The following is an 18,019-nucleotide window of genomic DNA, read 5'->3' as shown; positions in this document are numbered from 1 at the left end:
CCTGCAAAGAACGTGCTAACTCATCACGTGTGATCTGGCGGACTTACCGCCTGCAATGGAGGAATTTCATGAACCTGGGCGGCTTCGATTACGTCGTGATCGGTTTGGTGGTACTGGTCATCCTGGTCCTGTTCGCCGGGATCAAGACCGTGCCGCAGGGTTATCGCTACACCGTGGAGCGCTTCGGTCGCTACACGCGCACCCTGGAGCCCGGCCTCAACATCCTGACGCCCTTCATCGAGCGCGTCGGGGTGCGCATGAACGTCATGGAGCAGGTGCTCGACATACCGACCCAGGAAGTCATCACCAAGGACAATGCCAGCGTCTCCGCCGATGCAGTCGCCTTCTATCAGGTGCTCAATCCTGCCCAGGCCGCCTACCAGATTTCCAACCTGCAGAACGCCATCCAGAACCTCACCATGACCAACATCCGCTCGGTCATGGGCTCGATGGATCTCGACGAACTGCTCTCCAATCGCGAAGTCATCAACGAACGCCTGCTGCGCGTCGTCGACGAGGCCGTCGGCCCCTGGGGTATCAAGGTCACCCGCGTCGAGATCAAGGACATCCAGCCGCCGGCCGACCTGGTCGAATCGATGGGACGGCAGATGAAGGCCGAGCGCGAGAAGCGCGCCCAGATCCTCGAGGCCGAAGGTTCCCGCAGCGCCCAGATCCTGCGCGCCGAGGGCGCCAAGCAGGCGGCCGTCCTCGAAGCCGAGGGCAAGCGCGAAGCCGCCTTCCGGGAAGCGGAAGCCCGCGAGCGCCTGGCGGAAGCCGAGGCCAAGGCGACCCAGTCCGTTTCTCAGGCCATTGCCGCCGGCGACGTGCAGGCGATCAACTATTTCGTGGCGCAGAAATACACCGAGGCTCTGGTCGCGATCGGCAAGGCGCCGAACTCCAAGATCGTGCTGATGCCGCTGGAGGCTTCCTCGATCATCGGTTCGCTCGGCGGCATCGGCGCCATCGCCAAGGAGGTTTTTGGTGACAGTTCTGGACCTGCCGCACCACCACGCCCGCCGGCCGGCCCGCGTCCCCAGCCCGGCCCGCGCACCGCGCCGGTGCTCAATCCGTTCAACCCGAATTCCTCAGAGACCTGAGCCATGCTGCATGATGCTGTGGTCAATCTCGGCCCCTGGAGCTGGTGGATATTAGGCGTCGTCCTGCTCGCCGCCGAACTCGCGGCACCCGGCGTTTTCCTGATCTGGATCGGCGCTGCCGCGATCGTCATCGGCGTGCTGTCTCTGGCGCTCTGGGATGCGGCGTTCTGGAGCTGGCACGTTCAGCTCCTGCTCTTCGCGGTGCTTTCCGGCGCCTTCGCGCTGGCCGGCCGCCGTTTCTATTCCAGCCGCAACCAGGCGACCGACGAGCCGAATCTCAACCGCCGCGGCGAAAGCCTCGTCGGCCGCACGGCAACTCTCCACGAACCGATCGCCGAGGGGCGCGGCCGCATCCGGCTCGACGATACATGGTGGTCGGTGATGGGACCGGACCTGCCAGCCGGCACGCAGGTAAAGGTGGTGGCGGCAAGCGGCCGCGACCTCAAGGTCGAAGCGGCCTAAGGCCAGCTTGTCCGAAAGCCGTTGGCAGGCCCGGTTCGGTTATCAGGCCACGCCGACCCGCAGCAGGTCGTGGAAGTGGACGATGCCGATCGGCTTGCGCTCCTCATCGACGACGAGCAACGCGCCGATGCTGTGCTTGTTGAGCAGCGCCATGGCCTTCGTGGCGAGCGTTTCCTTGCTGACGGTCTTCGGGTTATGTGTCATCACATCATCGACCCGCGCTTCGCGCAGATCGAGATGAAGGTGCCGGGAAATATCACCATCGCTGATGAAGCCGCAGAGGCTGCCATCCTCGTCGACCACGCCGACGCAGCCGAAGCGCTTGCGCGACAGTTCCTCGATCGCCTCCAGCATGAGGACGCCCTTTTTGACCAGAGGCATGCGATCACCGGTATGCATCAGGTCGCCGACATGGCTGAGCATCGCGCCGAGCTTGCCGCCCGGATGGTAGACGCGGAAATCGGTTGCCGAGAAACCGCGTGCTTCGAGCAGCGCCACGGCAAGCGCGTCGCCCATTGCAAGCTGCATCAGCGTCGATGTCGTGGGCGCCAGGCCGTGCGGGCAGGCTTCCTGTTCCCTGGGGAGCAGCAGAACGACATCGGCTTCGCGGGCGAGCGTCGAAATCTCGCCTGACGTCATGGCGATCAGCGGAATGGAGAAGCGGCGGGTGAAGGACACGATGCCCTGCAGTTCGGCAGTCTCGCCGCTCCAAGACAGAGCCAGCACCACGTCGCCCGACCCGATCATGCCGAGATCGCCGTGATTGGCTTCGACGGGATGTACGAAGAAGGAGGGCGTGCCGGTCGAAGCAAGGCTGGCAGCGATCTTGCGGCCGATATGTCCACTCTTGCCGATGCCGGTCACGACAACCCTGCCGTCGATGTCGCCGATCAGTTCCGCAGCCTTGCGGAAGGCGTCGCCAAGGCCGTTCTGAAGCGCCAGCTCCAGCGCATTAAGCCCTTGTTTTCCGAAGGAAATCGTCCTCAAGGCGGAATCGACGAGGTCGTTCTCGACCAGTTGCAAAGCTCTCTTGATCATGGGCAAGCCTTAACCCTTTTCACCCGTCAAGTCCATCGGCTTGGCGCGTAGCGACCAAGTTCACCGCCGTCCATGGCGTCGCAACCAAACGTTAACCACATGGCTTTACGTTTGGGTAAGCATTTGCGATTGCCCGGGCAGGCCTTATGAAGATCACCACAACGACAGGCGGGACGCGTCAGGGGCGCCGGGCGGCACTCGGCCTTCTGCTGGCCTGTTCGGCGCTTGTTTCGCCCGCAGCCGCCCAGACCCGCAATGTGTTTCCGCCGCAGAACGGCTCCCTTCCCTCGGTCGCGAACGCCACGTCAGCGACTTCGAATACGGCCTCCAACACAGCATTGAGAGGCAGCACCTCGGCGCAGCCGACGACCAACGCCACCAATGCCGCCGACGACCAGAACCAGGACGATCCGAATGTCGCGACCGGCACCACGCCGGCCCGCAACCAGGCGGCCAGTCAGGAGCCTCCCTATGAGGACGACCTGAACCAGCCGCGCGAAGAGCCACTCGACCGCGGCGCGGAACCTGTCGAAACCCAGGAACAGCCGCGCGAGCCGGGCGATCCGACCGGCATCCGGATGGGCAGTTTCCTGCTCCGCCCCTCGATCAACCAGAGCATCGACACCGAGACCCGCCGCTCGAACGGCACCAAGATCCGCCGCGATTACCTGTCGACCACGATCCGCGGAACGTTGAACTCCGACTGGTCGCGCCATTCGCTGACGGTCACGGGCGAAGGCACGCTGGAGCGCAATCTCGGCAGCAGCAGCCAAGGCGAGCAGCCGGAAGCGAACGTCAATGCGGATCTGCGGCTCGACCTTTCCAATGACACGGTCGCCCATATCACCGGCGGATACCGGTTCTCCCGCGAGGACGACTACGATCCGAACGCGCTCGGCGGCGCCTCGACCCAGCCGGGTGTCCATGAATTCACCGGCGGCGCCTCCGTCCAGCGCGACTTCGGCAAGGTCCGCGGCACCGCCGCACTCGATCTCTCCCGCGCGGCCTATACGGATGCGAAACTCTCCGACGGCACGATCGTCAGCACGAAGGACCGCAATCGGACCGGCATCGACGGCCGCCTGCGGCTCGGCTACGAACTCTCCCCGGCGCTCGTGCCTTACGTGGAAGTGGCAACCGGCCACACCTTCTACGATCTCAGGCGCGACAATTCCGGTTATGCCCGTTCGTCGCAGAGCTACGCGGCGCGCACCGGCGTCGAATTCGATCTCGGCGAAAAACTGCGCGGCGAAATCGGCACCGGTTACGAGGTCGTCGATTACGAGGACGACCGACTGAAATCGGTCGGCGCGGTCACCTTCAACGGCAGCGCCACCTGGTCGCCGCAGCGCGGCACCAATGTCGATCTCGGCCTGCGCACCACGGTGCAGGATTCGACCACGCCCGGAGAGAGCGGCTGGGTCGAATACCAGGCGACCGCGGCGCTGACGCATGAAATGCGCGACAACCTCATCGCCCGGCTGAGCGGCAGCACAACCCTGCGCGATTTCCCGAGCGGCGGCCCGAGCGACGAGACGGTCTGGATCGGCGGCGCCGGCCTCACCTGGGCGATCAACCGCTACCTCGATCTGACCGGCGACGTGGAATACGAACAGGCGGACGGCGGCGGCGCCGACGACAAGATCATCCGCGCCGGGGTCGGGCTCACCTTGAAGCGTTAGGCCCCGGTTCGGGCGGCAATCCACTCCATCAGCGCGTTCTGAGCATGCAGCAGAAACGCCTTCGCCGCCGTGCTCTGGCAGGCGGGATGCGTCATCGCATCCGCGGTCACCTCCTGACCGCGAGCCACCGGCGGACAGGGAATGAAGATCGCATCGGGGCGGCAGCGCTCGAGAATGGCCGCCGATATGCGATAACCGGCTAATTCGCCTTCCGGCACGCCACTTGGCCAGCTATCCGTGAAGATGACATCCGCATCCTCAAGCTCGCGCATATCAGTGCTCTGCCTGAAATTGGGATTGAGGAGTGCCGGTTCGCCCACGTGCCAATCGTCCGGATAGACCTGCACCACCTCGATCGGCAGCGAGATCGACGCCTCGACCCATGACCGGAGAATATTGGCGTCGGGCGCAACACCAACGATCTTCAAATCCTCGATGCGCGCCCTTTTGGCTCTGACATAGGCGAGGTCCCCGAGCGTCTCGCAAGGGTGGTTCGATCGCGTCCGGGCATTGATGACCGGCGCCCGGGCATGTGCCGCAAGTTCCCGGAGCTGGCCGAGTTGCGGCGTGCGGACGACGACCATGTCGAACCAGTTGTCGAGATAACCGGCCAGATCGACGATCGCCTCCCGTCCGCCGAGACTGACCGGCGCGTGCGTGCAAATGCCGCCCATAGCGTGGATGCCGAGATCGAAGGCAGTCGTATTGCGCCAGCCGCCATCGTCGACGATCAGGGCGACCCGCAGCCCTTCGAGGCTTTGCGGCATCCGCCGTTTCCGCCACGCTTCGTCAAGCGCGCCGGCGCGCTCAAGGATCGCCGCTATGGCGTCCGCCGAAAGATCGTGGAATTCCAGAAAATCGCCGACAGTAGAAACAGCCATGGCACCCACATCGTGAAAAACAAAACCCCTCATAGCAGGACCATGAGGGGTTTGCGTGACGTCCCAACCGGCAAACAGCCGGGTGGAGGGATTACTTCAGCGAAGCGAGCAGCGCCTTCATCGGTCCCTCGATTGCCGGACGGATATCGGCGCGCTGCAGCGCAAACGCGAGGTTGGCCAGGATGAAGCCGTCCTTTGCACCGCAGTCGAACGTCTCGCCCTTGAACGGATAGGCCGCAAATTCCTGGGATTTCAGGAGCGTCAGCATGCCGTCGGTGAGCTGGATCTCGTTGCCGGCGCCGCGCTCCTGGGTTTCCAGGATCTTGAAGATTTCCGGCTGCAGGATGTAGCGGCCGTTGATGTAGAGGTTGGACGGAGCCGTGCCCTTGGCCGGCTTTTCGACCATCTGGGTGATCTTGAAACCTTCGCCGACCGGCGCGCCGATGCCGACGATGCCGTATTTATGCGCCTGGTCCGGATCGCATTCCTGCACCGCGATGACGTTGCCGCCGCTTTCGGCATAAAGATCAACCATGCCCTTGAGGCAGCCCTTGCCGCCGGCCATGATCATGTCGGGCAGCAGGACCGCGAAAGGCTCGTTGCCGACGATGTCGCGGGCGCACCAGACCGCGTGGCCGAGGCCGAGCGGCACCTGCTGGCGCGTGAAGCTGGCGGTGCCGGCAACCGGCAGAAGGCCGGCGAGCAGCGTCAGTTCGGCATTCTTGTTGCGCTCGCGCAGCATCTGTTCCAGCTCGTACTGGATGTCGAAATAGTCCTCGATGACCCCTTTGCCGCGACCCGTCACGAAGACGAAATGCTCGATCCCCGCTTCCGCCGCCTCATCCACCACATACTGGATGACCGGCTTGTCGACCACGGTCAGCATTTCCTTCGGCACTGCCTTGGTGGCGGGCAGGAAGCGCGTGCCCAGACCTGCTACCGGAAACACTGCCTTACGGATCTTCTGTTGTTGTGCCACTCATGCCTCCTGAAAGCACGTCATTGTGCGAATATTCGATTCTCGGCATCTAATGACGAATTGCTACCGTTTCGCAAAGACTGCCGCGGGTCTGGCTTCTATGGTAAAGAATTTGTTGACCCAATTCTGTTATTACATCGTTAAGCCGCATGCCACTCTTGCCGCAAGGCTTGGTAAAAGAAGAATGGACCCGACTGCCGATGAAGACGCTTCGCACCAACCTGTTTCGTGGGTTTGCTTTCTCCGTGATCGCCGGGCTCGCCGCCGCGGCCCTGCCGATAGATGCTCAGGCAGACGCCGGTTTCAAGACGTGGATCGCAAAATTCTATGATACCGCCGCCAAGAGCGGAATCACCCGTTCTACCTATGAGAAAGCTTTCGCCGGTGTCAGCGAACCCGATCAGGGCGTGCTTGAAAAGGCCAATTACCAGCCGGAATTCAGGTCGAAGATCTGGGATTATCTCGACAGCCGCGTAAACCCCTATACCGTCAAGATCGGCCGCGAGATGGCCGCCAAGCACGGCTCGACGCTTGCTTCCCTGGAGCGTCATTTCGGGGTCGACAAGAACATCCTGCTCGCCATCTGGTCGATGGAATCCAACTACGGTGCCGCACTCGAAAATCCCGACCGCCTGCACCACGTGCCGCAGGCCTTAGCGACGCTTGCCTGGGGCGACCCCAAGCGCGCCAAGTTCGCCCGCACCCAGCTCATCGCTGCGCTCAAAATCCTGCAGTCAGGCGACATCACCCCGAAGCAGCTGACCGGCTCCTGGGCGGGCGCCATGGGCCATACCCAGTTCATCCCGACCAGCTACCTGCTCTATGCCATCGATGCGGACGGCAACGGCCGCCGCGATATCTGGCATTCGGTACCGGACGCGCTTGCCACCTCCGCCAACCTGCTTGCCAAGAACGGCTGGCAGAGCGGCAAGACCTGGGGTTATGAAACGGTGCTTCCGGCGGGTGGTGCCCGCCACGAGGGCCAGACCAAGACGCTCGGCGAATGGGCCAAGCTCGGTTTTGCGCGTGCGAACGGCAAGAACTTCCCCCGCGGCACCGACCGGGCGACACTGAAGCTGATGGCCGGCGAGACCGGCCCGGCCTTCCTGATGCTCGGCAACTTCTTCACCGTGAAGAAATACAACGCCGCCGACAGCTACGCGCTGGCGGTCGGCCTGCTCGCCGACGAGATCGCCGGGTTCGGCGGCGTCCAGCAGAGCTGGCCGCGCCCCGAAGGCACGCTTGACATCAAGCAGAAATTCGAGCTGCAGAACCGCATGAAGCAGCTCGGTTATTACGAGGGCGAAGTCGACGGCAATTTCGGCTCCGGCTCGAAGGCTGCGATCTCGGCGATCCAGAAACGCCTCGGCATGCAGCAGAACGGCGAGCCGTCGAAGTCGCTTCTCGAAGCTTTGCGTTGACAAGCAGGCGTCTTGCACCACATCGTTTGAAGGAGTTTCCCGCAAGGCATGCGGGGCGGCGGAGGCATGAAGGCTTTGGATAAATCCGGGCAAACCGAGACCGTTCAGAACGGCGCCTGGCGGAACTGGCCTCGAAGGAATAAGGGCCTGCGAAACGGGGGATGGGTGCGCTTGGGCCTTCTCCTCCTCGCGGTGCTTCTTGCCTTGCCGCTCGGCGCACCCCCGGCTGTCGCCCAGGAACCAGTCCCGCGCCGCAACCTCTTCGATTACCTGTTCGGCGGCCCGCGTTATGAACGCGAAGACCCCTATGAGCGGCCCGCACCCTATAGCCGGCGCCGCTACGATCGCGACGGCTCGATCATCGAGATGAAGCCGCGGCCGCGCCGCAGCACGGGACGGGCCGCCGCCCCTCGCCCGGTTCAGCCGATCGCGCCGCCGGAGCCGGAACCGGTCGCCAAGCTCGAAAATGCCAAACAGGTCCTGGTGGTCGGCGACTTCATGGCCGGCGGCATCGGCAGCGAGCTGGAAGCGGCGTTTGCCACCGCCCCCGGCGTTGCCGTCACCGAACGCAGCGACGGCTCCTCCGGTCTCGTCCGCGAAGATCATTTCGATTGGGCCGCCGAGCTTCCCGCCATGCTCGACGAGGTGAAACCCGCCGTCGTGGTGATCATGCTCGGGGCTAACGACCGCCAGCAGATGACGATCGGCAGCACCAAGGAAAAATTCCGCAGCGACGCCTGGTTCAAGGAATACGAGCGGCGGGTAACCGAACTCGCCGGCATCGTCGCCTCTCGCAAGCTGCCTCTCCTCTGGGTCGGCCTGCCCTCCTTCCAGTCACCGGTGACGACCGCCGACGCCGTGACGCTCAATGCCATCTACCGCAACCAGGCGGAAAAGGCCGGCGGCGAATTCGTCGATATCTGGGAAGGTTTCGTCGACGAGGACGGCAAGTTCGTCGTCACCGGTTCCGACGTCAACGGCCAGCAGGTGCGCCTGCGCGGTTCCGACGGCATCACCTTCACCAAGGCCGGCAAGCAGAAGCTCGCCTTCTACGTGGAAAAACTGGCCCGCCGGCATCTCGGCGAAATGGCAAGCCCCGATGTGGTCAAGCTCGACGGTTCCAACCTGCCGGCGCTCTCGGCGCTTCCCGCCTCGCCCGGCCAGGCCATCCCGACCCATCCGATCAGCCTTTCCGACCCCGAACTCGACGGCGGCAAGGACCTTCTCGGCGCCGGCCCACTCCCGTCCGTCCTCGTCGAAACGCCGCGCGACAAACTGGTCAGGCGCGGCGAACTCGCCCCGGCGCCGGCCGGACGGATCGATGATTATCGGGTTCCGGCCGCGAGCGCGGCGACGCGTTAGCGATACGCCTTCGCGAGGGACCGGTCACGCACAATGTCGGAGAGAGAGCGAAACCGCGCCACATCCAATCTCCCCCCTTGTGGGGGAGATGCCCGGCAGGGCAGAGGGGGGTGCCGCGGCATACTCTTCGGCAGTTGAGTTCGCGGCACTACCCCCTCTGTCACCTTCGTGACATCTCCTCTTCAAGGGGGATCATTGGGAGAATACCGCGCAAACCCACCGCCTTACCGCGGCAGGACCGAGCTTCCCATCAGTGCCTCATCGATCGCCCGCGCCGCCTGGCGGCCTTCGCGGATCGCCCAGACGACCAGGGACTGGCCGCGGCGCACGTCGCCGGCGGTCCAGAACTTGTCGACCGAGGTCCTGTAGTCCCTGTCGTTGGCGACCACGTTGGTCGAGCCGCGGCGGTCGACATTGAGCGTCAGCTTGCCTTCGAGCTCGTTCAGCACCCCGTCCGTCAGCGGACCGGAGAAACCGATGGCGATGAAGGCGAGATCGGCCTTGATGATGAAATCCGTGCCGGCGATCGGCTTGCGGCTTTCGTCGACTTCGCAGCAGCGCACGCCGGTGAGCTGGCCGTCTTCGCCGACAAATTCGAGCGTCGCCACCTGGAACTCGCGCACCGCACCTTCGGCCTGAGAAGACGAGGTCCGCATCTTGGTGGCCCAGAACGGCCAGACGGCGAGCTTGTCTTCCTTTTCCGGCGGCTGCGGGCGAATGTCGAGCTGGGTCACCTTGACGGCGCCCTGGCGGAAGGCCGTGCCGACGCAGTCCGAGGCCGTGTCACCGCCGCCGACGACGACCACATGCTTGGCGCCGGCGAGAATCGGATCGGCCGCCCAGGCGACGCTCTCGATGTTCTCGCGGCCGAGGCGACGGTTCTGCTGCACGAGGTAAGGCATCGCATCATAGACGCCATGCAGATCGACGCCCGGAATGCCGGCCGGGCGCGGGGTTTCCGAACCGCCGCAATAGAGCACCGCATCATGCTCGGCGATCAGCTTCTCGACCGGGATATCGACGCCGATATTGGCACCGTAATGGAAGGTCACCCCCTCGCCGGTGATCTGCTCGACCCGGCGGTCGATAAAATTCTTCTCCATCTTGAAGTCCGGGATGCCGTAGCGCAGCAGGCCGCCGGCCTTGGATTCACGCTCGTAGACATGCACTTCATGGCCGGCGCGGCCGAGCTGCTGGGCGGCAGCCAGGCCGGCGGGACCGGAGCCGATGATCGCGACCTTCTTGCCGGTATGAACGGTTGCGGGCTGCGGCGCGATGAAGCCGAGCTCATAGGCCTTGTCGGCGATCGCCTGCTCGACCGTCTTGATCGCGACCGGCGCATCCTCGAGGTTCAGCGTGCAGGCTTCCTCGCAAGGAGCGGGGCAGACTCGGCCGGTGAATTCCGGGAAGTTGTTGGTGGAATGGAGGTTGCGGATCGCCTCCTCCCACTTGTTGTTGTAGACGAGGTCGTTCCAGTCCGGAATCTGGTTGTGAACCGGACAGCCGGTCGGGCCATGGCAATAGGGAATGCCACAGTCCATGCAGCGCGCCGCCTGCTTGGTGATCTCCGCATCCGACATCGGGATGGTGAATTCGCGGAAATGGCGGATGCGGTCGGAAGCCGGCTGATACTTGCCCACCTGCCGGTCGATCTCCAGGAAACCCGTTACCTTGCCCATGTTTAAACCCTCAATCCGTCCTGCCGCTACCGCAGCCGGTTAAAACCTAACAACCCGCGCGAAACTTATTCCGCAGCGACGCCCATCCGCATCCGCTCCATCTCCACCAGAGCACGCCGGTATTCGACCGGCATGACCTTGCGGAATTTCGGCCGGTATTCGCTCCAGCGGTCGAGGATTTCCTTGGCGCGGTTGGAGCCCGTGTAGTGCAGGTGGTTGGAGATCAGCTGGTAGAGGCGCTCCTCGTCGTGGCGCGTCATGTCCTCGGAAACGTCGACGCGTCCCTTGTGCATGAGGTCGCCGCCGTGATGGTGCAGCTTCTCCAGCATGTCGTCCTCTTCCGGAACCGGCTCGAGTTCGACCATCGCCATGTTGCAGCGCTTGGCGAAATCGCCGCTCTCGTCCAGCACGTAGGCCACGCCGCCGGACATGCCGGCCGCGAAGTTGCGCCCCGTCTCGCCGAGCACGACGACGATGCCGCCGGTCATGTATTCGCAGCCGTGGTCACCGACGCCTTCGACGACCGCGATGGCGCCCGAGTTGCGCACGGCGAAACGCTCGCCGGCAACGCCGCGGAAATAGCATTCACCGGTGATCGCGCCGTAGAGAACCGTGTTGCCGACGATGATCGAGTTCTCCGCAACGATCTTCGAATTTTCCGGCGGGCGGACGATGATGCGGCCACCCGAAAGACCCTTGCCGACATAGTCGTTGCCGTCACCGACCAGATCGAAGGTGATGCCATGCGCAAGGAACGCGCCGAACGACTGCCCGGCCGTGCCGCGCAGCGTCACATGGATGGTGTCGTCCTTGAGGCCCTTGTGGCGCCAGCGCTTGGCAAGCGCACCCGAAAGCATCGCGCCGGCGGAGCGGTCGACGTTCCTGATCGGCACTTCGAAAACGACCGGCTCCTTGTTTTCGAGCGCAGGCTGCGACTTCTCGATCAGCTTGCGATCGAGAATGTCGTCGATCGGGTGCTTCTGGCGTTCGGTCCAGTATGTGGCGTTCTTCGGAGCCTCGACCTTATGGAAGATCTTCGAGAAATCGAGACCCTTGGACTTCCAGTGGGCGATCATCTCGTCCTTTTCCAGAAGCTCGACCATGCCGATGATCTCGTCGAAGCGGGTGAAGCCGAGCGAAGCCAGGATCTCACGCACTTCTTCGGCGACGAAGAAGAAGTAGTTGATCACATGCTCGGGCGTGCCCTTGAAGCGCTTGCGCAGCACCGGATCCTGGGTGGCAACGCCGACGGGACAGGTGTTCAGGTGGCACTTGCGCATCATGATGCAGCCGGCGGCGATGACCGGAGCCGTCGCGAAACCGAATTCGTCCGCACCCAGCAGCGCGCCGATGATGACGTCACGGCCGGTCTTCAGGCCACCATCCACCTGCAGGGCGATGCGCGAACGAAGCCCGTTCAGCACCAGCGTCTGCTGGGTTTCGGCAAGGCCGATTTCCCAGGGCGAACCCGCATGCTTCAGCGAGGTCAGCGGCGAAGCGCCGGTGCCGCCGTCGAAGCCGGCGACCGTGATATGGTCGGCGCGCGCCTTGGCAACGCCCGCGGCAACCGTGCCGACGCCCACTTCCGAGACGAGCTTGACGGAAATGTCCGAGGTCGGGTTGACGTTCTTCAGGTCGTAGATCAGTTGCGCCAGATCTTCGATCGAATAGATGTCATGGTGCGGCGGCGGCGAGATGAGGCCGACGCCGGGGGTCGAATGCCGGGTCTTGGCGACCGTTGCATCCACCTTGTGGCCGGGCAGCTGGCCGCCTTCGCCGGGCTTCGCACCCTGCGCAACCTTGATCTGCAGCATGTCGGCGTTGACCAGGTATTCGGTCGTCACGCCGAAGCGGCCGGACGCGACCTGCTTGATCGCCGAGCGTTCCGGGTTCTGGCTTCCGTCCGGCAGCGGCATGTAGCGGTCGCTCTCCTCGCCGCCCTCGCCGGTGTTCGACTTGCCGCCGATCCGGTTCATGGCGATGGCGAGCGTGGTATGCGCCTCGCGGGAAATCGAGCCGAACGACATGGCGCCGGTCGAGAACCGCTTGACGATATCGACCGCCGGCTCCACGTCATCGATCGAAACCGGCGTGCGACCAATCTCGCCCGCCGTCTTGATCTTGAACAGGCCGCGTATGGTGTTCATCCGAACCGCGCTTTCGTTCACCATCTCGGCGAATTCGCGGTAACGGTCCTGGCTGTTGCCGCGCACGGCATGCTGCAGGGTCGCGACCACATCCGGCGTCCAGGCATGGCTTTCGCCGCGCATGCGGTAGGCATATTCGCCGCCGATATCGAGCGTCGAGGCAAGGACCGGGTCCTTGCCGAAGGCGGCATGGTGCCGGGAAACCGTTTCCTGGGCGATCTCTTCCAGACCGACACCCTCGATGTTCGAAGCCGTGCCGAAGAAATACTTCTCGACCAGAGCCGAGGACAGGCCGATCGCATCAAAAATTTGCGCGCCGCAATAGGACTGGTAGGTCGAGATGCCCATCTTGGACATGACCTTGAGGATGCCCTTACCGACCGCCTTGATATAGCGGTAGACGATTTCCTGGGCGTCGACTTCCTTGGGGAATTCGCCGCGCGCATGCATGTCGGTCAGCGTGTCGAAGGCGAGATACGGGTTGATCGCCTCGGCGCCGTAACCGGCGAGACAGCAGAAGTGATGGATCTCGCGCGGCTCGCCGCTTTCGACGACGAGGCCGACCGAGGTGCGCAGGCCCTTGCGGATCAGGTGATGGTGCACGGCCGCGGTTGCAAGCAGCGCCGGAATAGCGATCCGGTCCGGGCCGATCTGGCGGTCGGACAGCACGATGATGTTGTAGCCGCCCTTGACCGCGGCTTCGGCGCGTTCACAGAGCCGGTCGAGCATTTCCGGCATGCCTTCGGCACCGCGCTCGATGTCATAGGTGAAATCGAGCGTCTTGGTGTCGAACCGGTCTTCCGTGTGGCCGATCGAGCGGATCTTCTCGAGATCGCCATTGGTCAGGATCGGCTGGCGCACTTCCAGCCGCTTGGCGTTCGCCGCCCCCTCGTGGTCGAGAATGTTCGGACGCGGGCCGATGAACGATACCAGGCTCATCACCAGTTCCTCGCGGATCGGGTCGATCGGCGGGTTGGTGACCTGTGCAAAGTTCTGCTTGAAATAGGTGTAGAGCAGCTTCGACTTTTCAGACATGGCCGAGATCGGCGTATCGGTGCCCATCGAGCCGATGGCTTCCTGGCCGGTCGTCGCCATCGGCGACATCAGGATCTTGGTGTCTTCCGACGTGTAGCCGAAGGCCTGCTGGCGGTCGAGCAGCGACACGTCACGGCGCAGCGCCCGCGGCTCCACCGGCTTCAGGTCTTCGAGGATGAGCTGGGTCTTGTCCAGCCACTTGCCATAGGGATGCTTGGTCGCGAGTTCGGACTTCAGCTCCTCGTCGGAGACGATCTGGCCCTTTTCCATGTCGATCAGCAGCATCTTGCCGGGCTGCAGGCGCCACTTCTTGATGATGCTCTCTTCCGGCACCGGCAGCACGCCGGATTCCGACGCCATGATGATGCGGTCGTCGTCGGTCACCATATAGCGAGCCGGACGCAGGCCGTTGCGGTCGAGCGTCGCGCCGATCTGGCGGCCGTCGGTGAAGGCAACCGCGGCCGGGCCGTCCCACGGCTCCATCAGGGCTGCGTGGTATTCGTAGAAGGCCTTGCGTTCCGGCGCCATCGACTGGTTGCCGGCCCAGGCTTCCGGGATCAGCATCATCACCGCATGGGCGAGCGAATAACCGCCGCGCACGAGGAATTCGAGCGCGTTGTCGAAACAGGCCGTGTCCGACTGGCCTTCGTAGGAGATCGGCCAGAGCTTGGAAATATCCTCACCGAACAGCGGAGAGGAGACCGACGCCTGGCGCGCCGCCATCCAGTTGACGTTGCCGCGCAGGGTGTTGATTTCGCCGTTATGGGCGACCATGCGGTAGGGATGCGCGAGCTTCCAGGACGGGAAAGTGTTGGTCGAGAAACGCTGATGCACCAGCGCCACTGCCGTCTCGAACCGAGGGTCGGCCAAATCCTTGTAATAGGCGCCGACCTGGTAGGCCAGGAACATGCCCTTGTAGACGATCGTCGAGGACGACAGCGACACCGGATAGAAGCCCATATCGACGCCGCCGAAGGCGTCATAGATGCGGTTGGAGATCACCTTGCGGATCAGGAACAGCTTGCGCTCGAAATCGTGGTTGGTCGCGGCGTCCTTGCCGGCGCCGATGAAGACCTGCACGTGATGCGGCTCGGTGGCGGCGATGTCCGGCGCCTTGGAGAGCGACGAGTTGTCGACCGGAACGTCGCGGAAGCCGAGGAACTGCTGCCCCTCCTCCGCGATGACATCCTCGATCACCTTCTTGTAGTGCTCGATCTCGTCGGCCTTGCGCGGCATGAAGATGTGACCGACGGCGTATTCACCGGCCTTCGGCAGGGTGACGCCCTGCGCCGCCATTTCCTCGCGGAAGAAACGGTCGGGGATCTGCACCAGAATGCCGGCACCGTCGCCCATCAGCGGGTCGGCGCCGACGGCACCGCGATGCGTCAGGTTTTCGAGGATGAACAGGCCGTCCTTGACGATCTGGTGCGACTTCTTGCCCTTCATATGGGCGATGAAACCGACGCCGCAGGCATCGTGCTCGTTGCGCGGGTCATAGAGGCCCTGGCGCGCGGGAATGCCGCTGGCGACAAAGGGAATGCGAGCTTTCGTCTCGGTGGACACCGGGGCTTCGGCGTGATGAGCCGGGCCTGATATCTCGGAGATGGTCTTCGTCATCGTCATTCCTCCTGTTGGCCGCCTTCGGCAGCGGGCAAAGTGGCTCTCAATTGTCTCTTGGGGATGACAAGCCCAAGCTCCATCCCGTGTTTCATGCGATGGCGCCGCTCCGGCCTCAGCTACAGCTTCGCAGCGCAGCATAACGCGGATCGGCGCAAACGTCAGCGGGAAAGACGCATCCATCGGCGCTTCTTTTCCCGAAATTAGGACAGCACTTCTGTCCTAATTTCCAAAATCTATGCCATAGAAGTTAACTCGCGACAAGAGCGGTTGTTAAAAATCTGCCGCATCTAGCGACAGAAGATTACGCCGAATGGCGTAGATGTCGAAATTTAATTACAACTGGCCGCCTTTTAAAGCGTGGCGCCTGCTGACCTAACCGTTTTGGCCTCCTCTGCCATCCTCACCGATTGATTACCGGTTCAAAAAGATTAATCTCCGCACGCTTCCGAGACAAAACTTCCAGGGTATTTTTCAGAATGTTTTTCGCTTCCGACAATTGGGCCGGCGCCCATCCCTCCATCAATGAACGCCTCTCCAAGGAGTCGACCCGGTTCGCCGCCGCCTATGGCAACAGCGATCTGGACAAGGCGGTCGAAACCCGTTTCAACGAGATCTTCGAGCGCGACGTCTCCGTCTATTTCGTCTCCACCGGCACGGCTGCCAATTCGCTGTCGCTCGCCAGCATCGCGCGGGTCGGCGGCGTCGCCTTTTCCCATTCGGAAGCGCATGTGATCGAGGACGAATGCGGCGCGCCCGACTTCTTTTCCGGCATGCGCATGGTTCCGGTTGAGGGTGAAGACGGCAAGATGGATCCGGCGAAGCTTAGCTCCCGCATCGCCGGCTTCCCGCAGGATTCGCTGCATCACGGCCGCGCCGCCGCCGTCACCCTTACCCAGGCGACAGAGACCGGCACCATCTACACGCTCGACGAGATCGACGCGATCACCGCAATAGCAAAGGCGAACGGCCTGCCCGTGCATATGGACGGCGCCCGTTTTGCCAACGCACTGGTCTCTCTCGACGTCTCGCCCGCCGAAATGACCTGGAAACGCGGCATCGATATCCTTTCCTTCGGCGGCACCAAGAACGGCTGCTGGTGCGCGGAAGCGATCGTCTTCTTCAATCCGAAACTCGCCACTGATTTCGCCTTCATCCGCAAGCGCGCCGCCCAGCTCTTTTCCAAGACCCGTTTCATCTCGGCTCAGTTCGATGCCTATCTTGCCGACGGCCTCTGGCTCAACATGGCAAGCCACGCCAACAGCATGGCCGACCGGCTGCGCGCCGGCATCGGCTCGCTGAACAGCACGCGGCTTGCCTGGAACACGACCTCCAACGAGGTTTTTGCCGTACTCAACAAGGCATCGGCAGAGGCTGCGGAAGCGCAGGGTGCGAAATTCTACGGCTGGCCGGTGCCGACCAACATGCCGGAGCCGGTCAGCGATGACGAAACCCTGATCCGCCTCGTCACCTCGTTTGCGACCACCGAAGAGGATATCGACCAGTTCCTGTCGATCTGCAAGGCGGGCTGAGGTTTCGTTTGACTGCCAAGCTTGCGCGGATTGGGGCAAGGACGGCGCCGCGATTCGATCTCCCCCCTTGTGGGGGAGATGTCCGGCAGGACAGAGGGGGCTGCCGCCCACTCTTCGTCAATTGAGTTTGCAGCACCACCCCCCTCTGTCACCTCCGGTGACATCTCCCCCGCAAGGGGGGAGAAGGGAGCTTGCCGGACCGCCCCCTCACCCCAAATTCTGCGGCGCGATCTGCGCCACGATCAGGCTCGACAGCGCCTCCGTCAGCGCGGCATCGGCGCCGCGCCGGGGGACGAGCACGAATTCCACGTCTTCCAGCACCGGCAGCCGGTCTCCGGGGATCTCCTTCAGCCCCGCCGGCGCCATGCTGCGCGGCTGCACGAGCACGCCCATGCCGGCCCTTGCCGCCGCCGTCAGCCCGCTCAGGCTGCCGCAGGTGCAGACGATCCGCCAGGGCACCTTTTCCCGATCGAGCGCTTCCTGGGCCACCCGCCGGGTAATGCTCGGCGGCGGAAAGGCGATCAGCGGCAACGCATCGCCGCGTGACAGGACATGGTCCGGATCGCGCGCCAGCCAGACCAGCGGTTCGCGATAGAGCAGCCGCCCATGCGTCTCGCCGATATGCCGCTTGGCGAGCACCAGGTCGAGATCGCCGATATCCTGCATCTGGTAGAGCACGGCCGAGAGCGCCACGGTCAGCTCCAGATCGACCAGCGGATAAAGCCGGATGAAGTCCTCCAGGATCGAGGTCAGCCGGCTCGCCACCACGTCTTCCGAAACCCCGAGCCGCAGCCGCCCACGCAGCCGGCTTTCGCCGAACAGCGAGGCGACCTTGCCGTTCATATCCAGCATGCCGCGCGCATAGCCGAGCAACGCCTCGCCCTCCGCCGTCAGCTTCACCTGATGGGTATCGCGAAACACCAATTGACGGCCGAGCGATTTTTCAAGCCGCTGGATATGCTGGGTCACGGTCGACTGGCCGATGCCGAGCCGGGCTGCCGCTTCGGTAAAACTGCCGGTCTGCTGCAGCATGACGAAACTGTTCAGATGGTGAAGGTTCAGCATGGCTATCCGTTATCGTGATAAC

General features: G+C 63.5%; 12 protein-coding genes. 6 read left to right on the top strand and 6 right to left on the bottom strand.

What is annotated here, in order from left to right; translation table 11 throughout:
* The first annotated feature begins 68 nt into the window (after nucleotides 1-68).
* Both ABCW43_RS11075 and ABCW43_RS11070 read left to right on the top strand, forming a co-directional pair.
* Nucleotides 69-1,097 carry an SPFH domain-containing protein gene (locus ABCW43_RS11075; RefSeq protein WP_345924147.1) on the top strand — a complete coding sequence of 343 codons (1,029 nt, stop codon included), beginning with the start codon at nucleotides 69-71 and terminating at the stop codon, nucleotides 1,095-1,097.
* Between the two features lie 3 nt (nucleotides 1,098-1,100).
* A complete protein-coding gene (locus ABCW43_RS11070) occupies nucleotides 1,101-1,559 on the top strand; it encodes an NfeD family protein (RefSeq protein ID WP_345924145.1) in 459 nt (152 codons plus the stop codon).
* Between the two features lie 42 nt (nucleotides 1,560-1,601).
* On the opposite strand, the gene ABCW43_RS11065 is transcribed toward ABCW43_RS11070, so the two are convergent.
* On the bottom strand, nucleotides 1,602-2,597 hold the full coding sequence (locus tag ABCW43_RS11065; protein WP_345924143.1) for a KpsF/GutQ family sugar-phosphate isomerase: 996 nt from the start codon (nucleotides 2,595-2,597) through the stop codon (nucleotides 1,602-1,604).
* 146 nt (nucleotides 2,598-2,743) lie between these two features.
* Here ABCW43_RS11065 and ABCW43_RS11060 point away from each other — a divergent pair, with 146 nt between their 5' ends.
* Nucleotides 2,744-4,279: an outer membrane beta-barrel protein gene (locus tag ABCW43_RS11060; protein ID WP_345924141.1), complete on the top strand. Its 1,536-nt coding sequence runs from the start codon at nucleotides 2,744-2,746 to the stop codon at nucleotides 4,277-4,279.
* Here ABCW43_RS11060 and ABCW43_RS11055 read toward each other — a convergent pair.
* Nucleotides 4,276-5,160, bottom strand: coding sequence for an ornithine carbamoyltransferase (locus ABCW43_RS11055; protein WP_345924139.1), 885 nt, complete (start codon nucleotides 5,158-5,160; stop codon nucleotides 4,276-4,278). The genes ABCW43_RS11060 and ABCW43_RS11055 overlap by 4 nt on opposite strands.
* 91 nt (nucleotides 5,161-5,251) lie before the next feature.
* Entirely contained in the window at nucleotides 5,252-6,139 is an 888-nt protein-coding gene (gene galU / locus ABCW43_RS11050) for a UTP--glucose-1-phosphate uridylyltransferase GalU (protein WP_345924137.1), read from the bottom strand.
* 200 nt (nucleotides 6,140-6,339) lie between these two features.
* On the opposite strand from galU, the gene ABCW43_RS11045 reads away from it, so the two are divergent.
* Both ABCW43_RS11045 and ABCW43_RS11040 read left to right on the top strand, forming a co-directional pair.
* Nucleotides 6,340-7,560 (top strand): lytic murein transglycosylase, encoded by a 1,221-nt coding sequence (locus ABCW43_RS11045; RefSeq protein ID WP_345924135.1) that lies wholly within the window; start codon nucleotides 6,340-6,342, stop codon nucleotides 7,558-7,560.
* 66 nt (nucleotides 7,561-7,626) lie between these two features.
* Nucleotides 7,627-8,922 (top strand): SGNH/GDSL hydrolase family protein, encoded by a 1,296-nt coding sequence (locus tag ABCW43_RS11040; protein WP_445738925.1) that lies wholly within the window; start codon nucleotides 7,627-7,629, stop codon nucleotides 8,920-8,922.
* Nucleotides 8,923-9,146: 224 nt separating this feature from the next.
* On the opposite strand, the gene ABCW43_RS11035 is transcribed toward ABCW43_RS11040, so the two are convergent.
* Both ABCW43_RS11035 and gltB read right to left on the bottom strand, forming a co-directional pair.
* A complete protein-coding gene (locus tag ABCW43_RS11035; RefSeq protein WP_345924132.1) occupies nucleotides 9,147-10,601 on the bottom strand; it encodes a glutamate synthase subunit beta in 1,455 nt (484 codons plus the stop codon).
* A gap of 65 nt (nucleotides 10,602-10,666) precedes the next feature.
* Nucleotides 10,667-15,400 (bottom strand): glutamate synthase large subunit, encoded by a 4,734-nt coding sequence (gene gltB / locus ABCW43_RS11030; RefSeq protein ID WP_445738924.1) that lies wholly within the window; start codon nucleotides 15,398-15,400, stop codon nucleotides 10,667-10,669.
* A 479-nt stretch (nucleotides 15,401-15,879) separates the two neighbouring features.
* Between gltB and ABCW43_RS11025 the strand changes: the two genes are divergently transcribed.
* Entirely contained in the window at nucleotides 15,880-16,932 is a 1,053-nt protein-coding gene (locus tag ABCW43_RS11025) for a threonine aldolase family protein (RefSeq protein ID WP_345924128.1), read from the top strand.
* Nucleotides 16,933-17,139: 207 nt separating this feature from the next.
* Here the strand turns inward: ABCW43_RS11025 and ABCW43_RS11020 are convergent, their stop codons facing one another.
* Complete coding sequence (locus ABCW43_RS11020; protein ID WP_345924127.1) at nucleotides 17,140-17,997, bottom strand: LysR family transcriptional regulator; 858 nt, start codon at nucleotides 17,995-17,997, stop codon at nucleotides 17,140-17,142.
* Between the last annotated feature and the right edge of the window lie 22 nt (nucleotides 17,998-18,019).

It is taken from the genome of Neorhizobium tunisiense, from assembly GCF_039631515.1.
Lineage (GTDB): Bacteria > Pseudomonadota > Alphaproteobacteria > Rhizobiales > Rhizobiaceae > Neorhizobium.
The sequence above is the reverse complement of the archived record's forward strand: the minus strand, read 5'-3'. Positions and strand labels throughout refer to the sequence as shown.

What these genes read in the sequence shown, in the direction of transcription:
- ABCW43_RS11065 (WP_345924143.1), bottom strand. Translation starts at nt 2,597, where the DNA reads ATGATCAAGAGAGCTTTGCAACTGGTCGAGAACGACCTCGTCGATTCC.
- ABCW43_RS11040 (WP_445738925.1), top strand. Translation starts at nt 7,627, where the DNA reads ATGAAGGCTTTGGATAAATCCGGGCAAACCGAGACCGTTCAGAACGGC.
- ABCW43_RS11070 (WP_345924145.1), top strand. Translation starts at nt 1,101, where the DNA reads ATGCTGCATGATGCTGTGGTCAATCTCGGCCCCTGGAGCTGGTGGATA.
- ABCW43_RS11055 (WP_345924139.1), bottom strand. Translation starts at nt 5,160, where the DNA reads ATGGCTGTTTCTACTGTCGGCGATTTTCTGGAATTCCACGATCTTTCG.
- ABCW43_RS11025 (WP_345924128.1), top strand. Translation starts at nt 15,880, where the DNA reads ATGTTTTTCGCTTCCGACAATTGGGCCGGCGCCCATCCCTCCATCAAT.
- ABCW43_RS11060 (WP_345924141.1), top strand. Translation starts at nt 2,744, where the DNA reads ATGAAGATCACCACAACGACAGGCGGGACGCGTCAGGGGCGCCGGGCG.
- ABCW43_RS11035 (WP_345924132.1), bottom strand. Translation starts at nt 10,601, where the DNA reads ATGGGCAAGGTAACGGGTTTCCTGGAGATCGACCGGCAGGTGGGCAAG.
- ABCW43_RS11045 (WP_345924135.1), top strand. Translation starts at nt 6,340, where the DNA reads ATGAAGACGCTTCGCACCAACCTGTTTCGTGGGTTTGCTTTCTCCGTG.
- gltB (WP_445738924.1), bottom strand. Translation starts at nt 15,400, where the DNA reads ATGACGAAGACCATCTCCGAGATATCAGGCCCGGCTCATCACGCCGAA.
- ABCW43_RS11075 (WP_345924147.1), top strand. Translation starts at nt 69, where the DNA reads ATGAACCTGGGCGGCTTCGATTACGTCGTGATCGGTTTGGTGGTACTG.
- ABCW43_RS11020 (WP_345924127.1), bottom strand. Translation starts at nt 17,997, where the DNA reads ATGCTGAACCTTCACCATCTGAACAGTTTCGTCATGCTGCAGCAGACC.